Origin of the sequence: Shewanella algicola, assembly GCF_014648035.1 — a bacterium.
Classification (GTDB): domain Bacteria; phylum Pseudomonadota; class Gammaproteobacteria; order Enterobacterales; family Shewanellaceae; genus Shewanella; species Shewanella algicola.
Genome location: NZ_BMQI01000028.1, coordinates 51,613 through 64,679 on the forward strand (window position 1 = coordinate 51,613; position 13,067 = coordinate 64,679).

At 42.0% G+C, this 13,067-nt stretch carries 13 protein-coding genes; 8 read left to right on the plus strand and 5 right to left on the minus strand.

Annotation, left to right across the window (positions count from 1 at the left end; translation table 11 throughout):
* The first annotated feature begins 178 nt into the window (after nt 1-178).
* From proC to IEY42_RS13110, 6 genes are all read left to right on the plus strand, one after another.
* A complete protein-coding gene (proC, locus tag IEY42_RS13085; RefSeq protein WP_188925647.1) occupies nt 179-997 on the plus strand; it encodes a pyrroline-5-carboxylate reductase in 819 nt (272 codons plus the stop codon).
* 124 nt (nt 998-1,121) lie between these two features.
* A complete protein-coding gene (locus tag IEY42_RS13090) occupies nt 1,122-1,670 on the plus strand; it encodes a YggT family protein (RefSeq protein ID WP_188916691.1) in 549 nt (182 codons plus the stop codon).
* A 173-nt stretch (nt 1,671-1,843) separates the two neighbouring features.
* Complete coding sequence (locus IEY42_RS13095) at nt 1,844-2,251, plus strand: DUF4426 domain-containing protein (protein ID WP_373292840.1); 408 nt, start codon at nt 1,844-1,846, stop codon at nt 2,249-2,251.
* 169 nt (nt 2,252-2,420) lie between these two features.
* Entirely contained in the window at nt 2,421-3,053 is a 633-nt protein-coding gene (gene rdgB, locus IEY42_RS13100) for an RdgB/HAM1 family non-canonical purine NTP pyrophosphatase (RefSeq protein ID WP_188925649.1), read from the plus strand.
* On the plus strand, nt 3,053-4,192 hold the full coding sequence (gene hemW, locus IEY42_RS13105; RefSeq protein WP_188925650.1) for a radical SAM family heme chaperone HemW: 1,140 nt from the start codon (nt 3,053-3,055) through the stop codon (nt 4,190-4,192). The genes rdgB and hemW overlap by 1 nt, the downstream gene beginning before the upstream one ends.
* 202 nt (nt 4,193-4,394) lie before the next feature.
* Nucleotides 4,395-6,245 carry a DUF885 domain-containing protein gene (locus tag IEY42_RS13110; protein WP_188925651.1) on the plus strand — a complete coding sequence of 617 codons (1,851 nt, stop codon included), beginning with the start codon at nt 4,395-4,397 and terminating at the stop codon, nt 6,243-6,245.
* Nucleotides 6,246-6,710: 465 nt separating this feature from the next.
* On the opposite strand, the gene IEY42_RS13115 is transcribed toward IEY42_RS13110, so the two are convergent.
* The 5 genes from IEY42_RS13115 to trmB form a co-directional block, all read right to left on the minus strand.
* Entirely contained in the window at nt 6,711-7,652 is a 942-nt protein-coding gene (locus IEY42_RS13115) for a LysR family transcriptional regulator (RefSeq protein WP_188925652.1), read from the minus strand.
* 414 nt (nt 7,653-8,066) lie between these two features.
* Nucleotides 8,067-8,879: a YggN family protein gene (locus tag IEY42_RS13120; protein WP_188925653.1), complete on the minus strand. Its 813-nt coding sequence runs from the start codon at nt 8,877-8,879 to the stop codon at nt 8,067-8,069.
* A gap of 229 nt (nt 8,880-9,108) precedes the next feature.
* Nucleotides 9,109-10,023: a glutaminase B gene (gene glsB / locus IEY42_RS13125; RefSeq protein ID WP_188925654.1), complete on the minus strand. Its 915-nt coding sequence runs from the start codon at nt 10,021-10,023 to the stop codon at nt 9,109-9,111.
* 6 nt (nt 10,024-10,029) lie between these two features.
* Nucleotides 10,030-10,356 (minus strand): 50S ribosome-binding protein YggL, encoded by a 327-nt coding sequence (locus IEY42_RS13130; RefSeq protein ID WP_188925655.1) that lies wholly within the window; start codon nt 10,354-10,356, stop codon nt 10,030-10,032.
* A gap of 23 nt (nt 10,357-10,379) precedes the next feature.
* Nucleotides 10,380-11,096: a tRNA (guanosine(46)-N7)-methyltransferase TrmB gene (gene trmB / locus IEY42_RS13135; RefSeq protein ID WP_188925656.1), complete on the minus strand. Its 717-nt coding sequence runs from the start codon at nt 11,094-11,096 to the stop codon at nt 10,380-10,382.
* A 258-nt stretch (nt 11,097-11,354) separates the two neighbouring features.
* Here trmB and mutY point away from each other — a divergent pair, with 258 nt between their 5' ends.
* Together mutY and IEY42_RS13145 are read left to right on the plus strand one after the other, a co-directional pair.
* Entirely contained in the window at nt 11,355-12,428 is a 1,074-nt protein-coding gene (mutY, locus tag IEY42_RS13140) for an A/G-specific adenine glycosylase (RefSeq protein ID WP_188925657.1), read from the plus strand.
* 33 nt (nt 12,429-12,461) lie between these two features.
* The gene (locus IEY42_RS13145; RefSeq protein ID WP_188916714.1) at nt 12,462-12,740 is read left to right on the plus strand and encodes an oxidative damage protection protein; all 279 of its coding nucleotides are present in this window, start codon (nt 12,462-12,464) and stop codon (nt 12,738-12,740) included.
* The last annotated feature ends 327 nt before the right edge of the window (nt 12,741-13,067 follow it).

The following is a 13,067-nucleotide window of genomic DNA, read 5'->3' on the forward strand; positions in this document are numbered from 1 at the left end:
GAGGGCGGACTTCGTTCTTCTAGTTTCTAGGCTTAGCAGCGTGCGTCCTAGCTAGCAGCGTAGCGTCCTAGAACCTAGCTGTGACGAAGTCCCGCCCTAGAACCTAGCCGCGAAGCGACCTTTTAGGTAACATATACAACAAGATTTAAATTCACTCTTTTAATTGGATGTAATTGAAATGACTCAAGCAAAAGTATGTTTTATCGGTGCGGGCAACATGACTCGCAGTATTATCAGTGGCTTGGTCAAACATGGTTATCCAAGCGCCCTTATCCATGCGACTAATCCGAGTAAAGGCAAATTAGATGCGCTGGTAGAAGATTTTTCGATTGAAGTTTCACACGACAATGCTGCAGCAGCACAAGCCGCAGATGTGATCGTATTGAGCGTAAAACCGCAATTAATGGAAACCGTGTGTGATGCTCTTAGTCATTTAGATTTATCAAGTAAGTTAATCATCACTATCGCTGCAGGCATTCCAGCGGCGCGTTATCAACAATACTTTAAACAACCCATTAAGCTCATTCGCACCATGCCAAATACACCGACTCAAATTGGTTATGGTATGACAGGAATTTTTGCTGACGAAGGTATTTCTGATCAAGATAAAGCCATTTGCGAAACATTAATGAAAACCGGCGGCAAAGTGGTGTGGGTCGATAGTGAAGACGGCTTAAACCAGGTTATTGCATTAGCAGGTAGTTCACCGGCTTACTTCTTTTTGTTTATTGAATCGATGATAGCCTCTGGCGTTAAGATGGGTATGGCAGAAGACAAAGCCAGACTGCTCGCTGAACAAGCTGCGTTAGGCGCGGCACAAATGGTCATTCAAAACCAGCAGTTATCGGTAGCCGAATTACGCCAAAATGTGATGTCAAAAGGCGGCACAACAGCAAGAGCCGTAGAAACATTACAACAAGGTGACCTAGGTGGTTTGGTTGATAAAGCCATGACCAATTGTGTTGCCCGCGCTCAAGAAATGGCAGAAACCTTTTAATTAAGCACTAAACTGAGATGAACGATTATTTATCTCAGTTTATAATGCTTAGTGATAACATTGTGGTACGTAATTGGGCGTTGAGCCCTATTCACATCAATAAAACAAATGTAAGGCAATATTCATGAATGCAATGGTTTTTTTGATCAACACGCTGTTTGACTTGTACCTCATGGTCGTCATTCTTCGTTTTTGGTTACAATTGGCTAAAGCCGACTTTTATAACCCGTTTAGCCAATTTGTGGTAAAAGCCACTCAGCCGATTATTGCGCCTATGCGCCGAGTGTTACCGTCAATAGGTAGCATTGATACCTCATCAATTTTGTTAGCACTGATTGTTGTGGTACTCAAAATGTCAGTACTTACTTTCATCGCTGGGGCCAGTTTTGACTTGCTCACCATTTTATTGTTTGCCGTTGTGTCAGTGTTTAAAAATGCCGGTGTATTATTGTTTTGGATGTTGCTTATCCGCGCAATTTTGAGCTGGTTTAACCAAGGTTATAACCCTGTGGTGATGATCATGACTCAACTCACTGAACCTATTTTGGCGCCAGTGCGTAGAATATTACCGTCGATGGGTGGCTTAGATTTGTCGGTATTAGTGGTATTTATTGCGATGAACTTTTTAAACATGTTATTTGCACAATACATCCCATTTTGGGCAATGATTTAAGCAACATCACTGAGCATAACGCATAAAAAAGAGCAGCCTATACCCAAGGTATGATGAGCTGCTCTTTTTGTATTTGAGGCGACTTGGTATGAACCTAAGCCTCAAACAATTTACAGGAAGGCCCTATGTTAAAAGCAATCTCAGCTACACGATATATATTCACGGTATTATTAATGTCATTACTGAGTGTAATAGGCGTTGCACATGCTGAACAAAAACAGCAAGTGGGTAATTTTGATATCCATTACATGGCACTTAACAGCACCTTTATTACCCCTCAAGTCGCTAAAACCTATGGCATTGAACGCAGTGGTTACAACGGTTTAGTCAATATCACCGTGCTTAATACTCAGCTGCCAGACAACCCGGCTGTTGAAGTTGAAATATCCGGTATAGCGAATAATTTAATTGATGCACGCATGAACCTAGATTTTAAAGAAATCCGTGAAGGCAATGCCATTTACTACATTGCCGAAGTGCCTTTTCGTGACGATCAAGAAGTGAATTTTACTGTTGCAATCAAATACACCAACCAACTCAATACCACCATTAAATTCAAACAAAAATTCTACGTTGAATAGCTAGAACGACCTGCGGTCTCGAGAACGCTGCGCTGATAGCAGTGACGAAGTCACGTCCTCTAGCGAGCCTGCTAGTTCCTAGAAGCTAGAAGCATAGCCGAACAACCATAGTGCATCTCTGCTTTGTTCGCGTATAATGTCGCAAATTTTTACCTCAGGTCGAGCTCTCATGCAATCTCCAACTCAATACATCGTTCTTGCCAGTGGCAACAAGGGTAAACTTGCCGAATTTGCGCAAATGTTTACAACATATGGCATTGAAGTTCTGCCACAAAATCAGTTTAACGTGCCAGATGTTGCAGAAACCGGCACGACCTTTGTTGAAAATGCCATTATAAAAGCACGTCACGCGGCAGAAATTACCGGTAAACCAGCAATTGCAGATGATTCAGGCATTGAAGTCGATGCTCTGCAAGGGCAACCCGGAATTTACTCAGCTCGCTACTCTGGTATTGGAGCGAGTGAAAGCAGCAATTACCTCAAGCTATTAGATGCACTGCAAGGTGAAACCCAACGCGCTGCCCGTTTTCAGTGTGTATTGGTGTATATGCGCCATGCCAAAGATCCTACACCGATTATTTGCCAAGCTTCTTGGGAAGGCAGTATTAACCTCGCCCCACAAGGTGAGCACGGCCATGGATACGACCCGGTATTTATTCCACAAGGGTTTGACTGCAGTGCTGCAGAGTTAACCGCCGAGCAAAAAAATGCCCATAGCCATCGTGGCAAAGCGCTTGAGTTATTAATTAACGCAATGAAAGCCCAGGGTGTCATTAGTGCACCATCAACAGGCGGCCAATAATGACCTTACAGCTGCCACCATTGAGCCTCTATGTGCATATTCCTTGGTGTGTGCAAAAGTGTCCTTATTGCGACTTTAACTCTCATGGGCAAAACGGCGAGTTGCCGCAGCAGCAATATATTGATGCATTGCTGGCCGATCTTCAGGCTGACTTGGCGTATGTACAAAACCGTAAAATTCACACGATTTTTATTGGTGGTGGCACGCCTTCTTTATTTGATGCCAGTCAAATACAGCGTTTACTCGACGGTGCTCGCGCATTAATCCCCTTTGAAGATGACATTGAAATCACAATGGAGGCTAACCCGGGCACACTTGAACATGATGATTTTAGCGCCTACCGCGCGGCAGGAGTCACCCGGTTATCGATTGGTGTGCAAAGTTTTTCTAAAGATAAGCTCAATTTGCTCGGACGTATTCATAACGAAGATGAAGCCAAAATTGCGGCGCAAAAAGCCAAACAAGCAGACTACTTAAGTTTCAATCTCGACTTAATGCATGGTTTGCCAAACCAAAGCTTTGACGAAGCCATGCACGACATCGACACGGCAACAGCATTGGCACCGCCGCATTTATCTTGGTATCAATTAACCATTGAGCCCAATACCTTGTTCCACTCAAAACCGCCACAACTGCCCGATGATGAAAACCTATGGCAGATATATGAACAAGGGCAAAAGAAGCTGGCAGAGTTGGGTTACGAGCAATATGAAATATCCGCCTATGCTAAACCCGGCTTTCAATGTCGTCATAACTTAAATTATTGGCAATTTGGTGATTATTTAGGGATTGGCTGCGGCGCGCACGGTAAAATAACTCTGCCGTCTGACAACCGTATTATCCGCACGGTTAAAATTAAGCACCCTAAAGGCTATTTAGCGGCACAAAACTACACCTTTGAAACCTCTGATGTGATTGAAGAAGATCGTCCATTAGAATACTTAATGAACCGCTTACGATTAATGACCCCGATTGCTAAAACAGAATTTGAACAACGTACCGGCCAATCTGCCGACGTCGTCAAGGTTGGCATGCAAAAGTCGATAGAAAGAGGTTTATTAACAGAAACCGACACGCATTGGCAGCTTACGCCCAAAGGCCACATGTTTGTTAACGACTTACTGTCGCAATTTATTTAACCCGACTTTACTCCTGTAAAGAGCCCATTTGCGTTAGCTGTGGGCCGCTATTCTCGCCTTTGACTCTTTGCGCTGTTTATCTGTGCTCTTTCTCTACGCTCGATGTAACAAGATACACACTTTATAACATTTAATTTAACACATTAAGTAAAAGCTTGATTAGGATGTCAGCCTATAAATTGTGTCGTTTAGGAAGATATTGATGTCCCTTAAAACTAAAACAACCTTAATTGCCGTGGCATTATCAAGCTTATTAAGTACATACGCTGTTGCGCACTCACATACTGCAGTTGAGTTAAGCCCACAGCAGAGCAAAGCAGAGACCGCCAATACTGAGTCTGCTAAGGCAAACGCGCTATTTGAAGCCATCTTTATAGAAAACGTGATGGCCAGTCCCGTTAACCAAACTTACTTAGGCATTAAGCAAGATTACGATAAGTGGAATGACTTATCAGAAGCGACTGCAGATGCCGAGCTTGCCCGTGCTAAAGATCAACTTGCCCGCATAAATGCCATAGATATTGCTCAACTCGACGAGCAAACCACCTTAAGCTTTGAATTACTCAAAGCACGCATAGAGCAAACGATTGCCGATGATAAGTGGCGTTATCACACCTATCCGGTAAACCAAATGTACGGCGTGCATTCTATGGTGGCATCGATATTAATTAACCAACATCAAATAACCGACGAAAGTGATGCTAAGGCTTATATCAGCCGCCTTAATGCCACCGAAACATTATTGGCGCAATTACAAACAGCGCTTGAAATCCGTGCCAACAAAAAGATTATTGCCCCTAAGTTTGTGTTTGCATATGTGATTGCAGACAGTCAAAACATTATCTCTGGCGCCCCCTTTAACGCTACCGATAAAGACAATGCGTTGTGGGCTGATGCCAACCGTAAAATCAATAAGCTCGACATTAGTGAAGACAAAAAACACGCCCTATTGGCCGAAGTTAAACAAGCTTTAATCACTAAAGTAAAGCCCGCTTACCAGCAGTTTATTGCTTATGCCAAAACCTTAGAAGCCCGAGCTGATACGCGTGATGGTGCATGGAAACTCCCAGACGGAGAAGCCTTTTTTAATAATGCCCTATCCCGCACCACCACCACAGACATGAGCGCAAACCAAATTCATGACTTAGGTTTAGCAGAAGTAAAACGCATCCATAATGAAATGCGCCTCATTATGAAAAAGGTTAACTATACCGGTAACCTGCAAGAGTTTTTTACCTTTATGCGTGATGATAAGCAGTTCTATTACCCAGAAACTGCCGCCGGTAAACAAGCTTATTTAACCGAAGCCAAAGCGCTAATCGACAATATGGAAACTCGCCTCGACGAAGTCTTTAAAATAAAGCCCAAGGCGGCATTATTAGTAAAACAAGTTGAAGCTTTTCGTGAGAAATCTGCAGGTAAAGCATTTTACGATCAACCCGCTCCTGATGGCTCTCGACCCGGCACTTACTACGCTAACTTATATAAAATGGAAGCAATGCCAAAATATCAAATGGAGGCGTTAGCCTACCATGAGGGTATACCAGGGCATCATATGCAGATTGCCATTGCCCAAGAACTGCAAGGCGTTCCAGAATTTCGTAAATTTGGTGGTTACACTGCTTATATTGAAGGTTGGGGTTTATATTCTGAGTACTTTCCGAAAGAAATGGGCCTTTATGCCGACCCTTATTCAGATTTTGGCCGCTTATCAATGGAACTATGGCGCGCGTGTCGCCTAGTCGTCGATACAGGTATTCATGATAAAAAGTGGACTCGTGAGCAAGCCATTACTTATTACGTCGATAACACGCCTAACGCCGAATCTGACGCGATAAAAATGGTTGAGCGCCATATTGTTATGCCATCGCAAGCGACTGCATACAAGGTTGGGATGATTAAAATTTTATCGTTACGTGAAAAAGCTAAAAAACAACTTGGCGATAAGTTTGATATCCGTGATTTTCACACATTAGTATTAAAAAATGGCCCATTGCCTTTAGATGTACTAGAAGAGCAAGTGGATAAATGGATTAAGCAGCAAGTTATTTAAGTTGAATAAAACAATAAAAATGCAGCACCCTAAGGTTGCTGCATTTTTTTATTACGTTGAAAAAGTTTGAATACCAAAGCACAAAAAAATAACCCCAGATCAATGCCTGGGGTAACCAAATAACTAGGATGATGGTTTCAAAGCCGACATGGTTTTAGTTTGAAAAAAACAAGTGTCAGCACTGATCCAAAATTTGCATGGTTGCCGATTTGGGCATTCAACTGAAAAGGGGTCATTTCTCAGAAAAATACATATTCAAATCATTTCGAATCAACTGACACCTATTGTATTGATATAAGAACAGACTGCAACAACTAACCTACTTTATATCAGTAAGCTATTGATTAACGGCTCACTAAAAAACGAATCAATGAACTAGATAAGATGTTGATATAAAACAGATAAAAACAAAGCCGCAAGGTGACTTGCGGCTTTGTTTTATTTTAAGAACAATGTTTCCACATTTTACTTGCGGAGCTTGTATAAATGATCGAATTTAGCATCCCAATATGGCGGGTTAGCAATATGGGTTTTAATGAAATCAATAAATGCACTGACCTTTGGAGCCAAGTGTTTACGACGAGGGTAAACCGCTTGTAAAGGTAGGTTATGGGTTAATTGCCAATCAGGTAATAATGGCACTAATGTGCCTTGGGCAATTTCATCTTCCATTAGGTAACTGGCAAGATACACAATCCCTAAACCGCTGACGGCAGCCGACTTAAGTGCAGGTGCATTATCAACTCGGAAATTACCAGAAACCCCAATCTCACAATAATCTTCGCCCTTTTTAAATTGCCACATGCTGTGCTCATGCCATTCGCCTTGATACACCAAGCAATTGTGTTCAACTAATTGTTCTGGACGACTGATATTACCATGTTGAGCAATATAACCTGGTGACGCAACTAACAAAAATTGACATTTCATTAGTGGTCTAGCCACCATGCCAAGCGGTAATTGTTCAGACATAGTTAACAACAAGTCTAAACCTTCACTAACCACATCAACTTTATGGTCAAGCAAGCTGACTTGCAATTCAAGCTCAGGGTGGCGAGCCATAAAGTCTGGTAATGCCGGTATGATATGCATGGTACCAAATGATTGTGAGATCCCTACTTTCAATACGCCACGGGTTGCGTCATTTAAGTTATGGACACTGGAAACAGCTTGTTCAGCATCGCGCAGTAATTCTTCACCTTGAAGGTACAACAAGTTACCTGCTTCGGTAAGACTTAAGCTGCGGGTTGTACGCTGAATGAGTTGAACACCAAGTTTATGTTCAAGATCTGCAACTTGCGTACTCACTTTGGATTTAGAAATGCCAAGACGTCTGGCAGCTGCACTAAAACTTCCTGCACGTGCAACATGAGTAAAAATTGCGATAGGTTCTAACAGTTCTAACATGAAAGTCGCCTTAAGCTGGTTACGACATTAAAAAAATTAGGTGTTTGTTGAGTCAGGAATAAAAGCCACTTTAAGGGACTATTCCAAATTAAACATTCACGTCAACTCAGTGATATTCACGACCAGCTCACAGCAAACAATAAGACAAAAAGTCAATACTGTCATGTGCAAGTCTCTTGTCCTAAATATAACCACATCTAAAGTAGAGTGCTTTTTTATTATAATTTTTATGAGTATAACAAAAAAAACACCTGTGGCTCTATATTTATAATTGACAATTTTTTTATCAGAACAAAGAAATGGCGCTATAGCGGCTAATGAGTCGTTTTAACCAATAAAAAAGCCCCTGTTTTTTTGAAATAGAAAACAGGGGAAGGTCAGGTGTCTTTCAGGGAGACGGGTTGACTAAAAAGCTTATTGAGTGGAGTCACCTAGTTTAGCTAGGGTAAATGGGGCTAGTTCGGGTATGGCCTGACGCGCTTGATTTTCGAGCACTAACAACCCTTCAAAATTGTCACAAACTTTGGTTGCACGAGCTTCAAGCTCTTGAGATTGCGACTCAAGTTGTTGCTCAATGTCGTTGCCTACATTATCCATTTTTTGTGAGAATGCATTCATCTTCTCTTCAAACGAGCCACCTTCTGATGACATAATTTGGCTGCCTAGCGTCATCATTAATGAGCCCATAGAACTGGTCACCATCTGTTCTATTTCTTGTTCAAACTCTTCATTAAAGGTTTTTTCAATTGATGCTTCGGTAGAACCTAAATAAAACTTATCGCCTTGCTGATACGCCATAGTATCGACACGTTGTTGAATACCAGACATTAATTTATCAATATGAGTGCCAGCGGCTTCGCCTAAAATTGGCGTCAGTGCCATGTTAACCGCTTGCGTAGCAATCGAAACCACATCGCCTACTAGGTCAATCACATCTGGCACTTGGCTCGAAAGCGCTTCTGAATACTGAGTGAGTATTTGTTGTTGTTCGTTGTTAAGGGTAACTTTTTTACCATCGACATACAGTTGACCCAACTCAACTCGATATTTTTCTGCGCCGTTATCACTTATCTGTAAATTAGTGGGTTCAACCGTGACATCATAATTCAGCGTCACATTACATTTATCATCGTTGAGAGACATTTTTGCCATAGCTGGAGTCCATGCACCTGCGGTAAACAATACGCTGGTTAATGCTAAGCCACAGATCAATTTTTGCTTGGTCATGATAAAGATCCTTTTTGCAGTTCGAGTGCGAATAATTAAGTCGAATATAAAACTTACAAAGCACAAGCCGTGCCAAATATTCAAGGCTATGATTAATATTGGTTTTATTGTCAATCTGATTCGAGATGAGGAAAGGAAACGATGAATAACAGCAGTGTATTCGTAAAATAAACCAAAAAGTAGTCTATTTTACGAATCTCAATAATAATTAATTTTCAGCATGATTAGCCTAAAAAATTGAGCGGCTAAGTTGTTGGCTAATATGTTCTAACATTGCGGTACCGGCAAGTGAGTTACCATTAATATCAAGTTCTGGTGACCACACACAAATAGACATATCACCGGGTATAACAGCAATAATACCGCCACCCACACCACTTTTACCTGGCATACCTACACGGTAGGCAAATTCACCTGCGCCATCATACAATCCAGATGTGGCCAATAAGGCATTTAATTGCCTTGTTTGTACGGGCGTGACTATCTCATCACCCTCAAGGGTTTTGCCGCGATTAGCTAAATAAAACATGGCTCGAGATAAATCGGCGCAATTCATTTTTAATGAGCAGTAATGAAAATAGCTTTTCAGCACAGTATCGACATCACCGTCGAAATTACCGAAAGATTTCATTAAATAGGCAATTGACGCATTACGCGCACTAAATTGAAACTCAGAATCTGCTACTGTTTTGTCGTACGTGACACTTGGCTCTTGGCTTAACTGTCTCACCACTTCTAACATACGATGCTTAGGCGCGCCTAGACGGGCTTGCAGCAAGTCGGCAATAATTAGTGCGCCCGCATTAATAAAGGGGTTTCGTGGTTTGCCACGCTCTAACTCAACTTGAACTAAGGAGTTAAACGAATGACCTGAAGGCTCTTTTCCTACTCGACTCCAGATTTCTTCTTCTGTGTATAAGTTTAACGCAAGCGTTAGACTAAACACTTTGGAAATACTTTGAATAGAAAAAGGGTCAAGGAAATCGCCAGCGCCAATGGTAGTGCCGTCAACAGTCGTGATGGCAATACCTATTTTATTAGGATCAACATTGGCAAGGGCAGGAATATACCCCGCCACCTTGCCTTTACCCAATAGCGGCCTGACTTTGTCTACCGCTTCTTGTAGTAATAATTGCTCTGGCAATTTAGCTTAACCCCACCAGATGTCATATAAGGCACTAATTTCTATGCCTGATACTGGTTTGCTCTGCCAAAATGTCTGTACTGCTGCAATATCATCTTCGGTACACTTGCCAATGGCCTGGGTTGCAATGATACCTTCCCATTCTTTATGACCACCACCATGAAAGCCTAACTGGCGAGGTTCGATCACTTCATCAATAAACTGATCAACTAATGCATCAATATCTTGTTCAGAGACTGACTCGTCAAAGGTCCAATTGACATCGAACCCGAACTCTTGAAACTCATCCACTCGTAACTTTTTACGTAAACGACGGCTGCGATTTTGCGCCATAATGTGTTCTCCAGTTGCTAAAATTAAGCGATACGCTCAAACATGATATCCCAAACACCGTGACCAAGACGATGGCCACGCGCTTCGAACTTAGTTAACGGACGGTGGTCTGGACGTTCAACCACGGTACCCGTAGTAGATTGATTTTTATAACCTTCTGCAGCATTCATTACTTCTAACATATGTTCGCTGTAGTTTTCCCAATCTGTTGCCATATGCAGCACGCCGCCGATTTTTAACTTACGACGGACTAACTCAACAAAGTCAGCTTGCACAATACGACGTTTGTGGTGACGTTTTTTGTGCCATGGGTCTGGGAAAAATAATTGCAAACGCGCTAATGAGCCGTCAGCAATGCTGTGCTCTAATACTTCCATCGCATCATGATGGTATACACGTAAATTAGTGACTTTGGCTTCACCCGCGTCAGCTAAACACGCGCCAACACCTGGTTTGTGCACTTCAATACCAATAAAGTTTTGCTCAGGAGATGCACTTGCCATTTGCACTAGTGAGGCACCCATACCAAACCCGATTTCAAGAACGGTATCGGCATCACGCCCAAACACTTCTGTTAAATCAAGTGGTTGTGGTGTGTAGTCCAACCCCATAGCAGGCCAGTGAGCCTCAATCGCTTGTGATTGGCCTTTGGTTAGTCGCCCTTCACGCAAAACAAAACTTCTGATTTTACGAATATACTTACCGTCTTCGTTAAACTCAGCTGTGGTAACGTCGCTCATTTCTGCCTCATTGCTTACGTAATTTACCCAATGTAAGTATTTACCGTTAGCGTACTAACGCCACTATTTACATTCACATTACGCTTTTGCTATTTGTGGTGGATCAATTTAAAAAATTAAGTTAGGCATTATACCTAAAGTCGTCGCACATGTTTACGCTAAATTAGTCATCAACAAGTGATTCTGCTCAAGTGAGTATAAAAGGTAAAAATGATTTGCCTACTTGTGTAATAAAATGGCTATAGATACACTGCGCCCATGGAAAAAGTGACTACCTTTGCCGAGCGTATTATTGCTTGGTACGACCTTAATGGTCGTAAAACACTGCCCTGGCAGATCAATAAAACACCTTACCGCGTTTGGGTGTCGGAAATTATGCTGCAACAAACCCAAGTCGCAACGGTTATCCCTTATTATGAGCGATTTATGGCAAGATTTCCGACGGTTGTCGAGCTTGCTAATGCTGAGCAAGATGAGGTATTACATTTATGGACAGGATTAGGCTATTACGCCAGAGCGCGTAATTTGCATAAGGCCGCCCAGCATGTGCGTGATGCATTTAATGGCGTGTTTCCTACAGACTTTGATGATGTAGTTGCTTTATCTGGCATTGGTAAGTCTACCGCTGGAGCGGTGTTGTCACTCTCACTTGGACAACATCACCCTATTTTAGACGGCAATGTAAAACGCGTATTAGCAAGACACGGTGCGATTGAGGGTTGGCCTGGGGTGAAAACGGTTGAGCAGCAGTTATGGCAATTAACTGAACAACTCACACCCAAAGTAGGTGTAGAGAAATTTAACCAAGCCATGATGGATATTGGCTCTAGTGTATGTACTCGTAGTAAACCACTTTGTGCGCAATGTCCTGTCGCAATTGACTGTAAGGCGCAATTACAAGGTGAACAAACTCGTTACCCCGGTAAAAAGCCAAAAAAAGTCACCCCTGCAAAGTCCGCTTTTATGTTGGTTATGGTTAACAATCGTGGTTCTGATACTACGGTTCAGTTAATGCAGCGTCCACCAGCGGGTATATGGGGTGGTTTGTGGTGTTTTCCACAATTTGATACAGAGGTGGAGTTGACTGATTATTTAGCGCTGCATAACCTTAAAGCCTCAGAACAAGGCCTTGCAGGCTTTAGGCATACATTTAGTCACTTTCATTTAGACATTCAGCCCGTTTTAGTAGAATTAACATCGCAGTCAGCTACGGGGATCATGGAACAAAACGCGACTCTCTGGTATAACATAGATCAACCAGCAAAAGTGGGATTAGCTGCGGCCACAGAGCGTATTTTGTCTAATTTAGCCGTACTTTTCGCGACACATTAGTTTTAATCGTAATTAAGTTAGTAAGGGATCACCATGGCTCGCACAGTTCAGTGTCAACACCTTAATAAATCTGCCGACGGTTTGGATTTTCAGCTTTATCCAGGCGAGTTAGGTAAACGTATTTATGACAATATCAGTAAAGAAGCGTGGGGCTTATGGCAACAAAAGCAAACGATGCTGATTAATGAGAAAAAACTCAACATGATGAATGTTGATGACCGCAAATTTTTAGAAACTCAAATGCTGAGCTTCTTATTTGAAGGTAAAGATGTTGAAATCGAAGGTTATGTTCCTCCTGCTGAAGACGAGTAACAAACATTAATAAAAAAGCCGCAAACATGCGGCTTTTTTGTGTCTGTTATTTATTGCTTAACCCTTCAACGACAAATGCTAATACATCGTTAGCAGATGTATACCCATTATCATTTTACAGTGCTCCAACGCAAAAGAGGTTATACTGATATAATCAACACGGTAATCGCCCCCAAAGTTCTGCACCTCACCTATCGCTTTTGCATCAATATCTAACCGCTTTGTTAAACCATTTAAAAGATAAAGTCGTCAACCGTGATTAATAGTTAACCTGAGCTTCGGATAAGAAATTAGCTCCCCAAAGGAACTAAATGCTCGTTCCTTGAT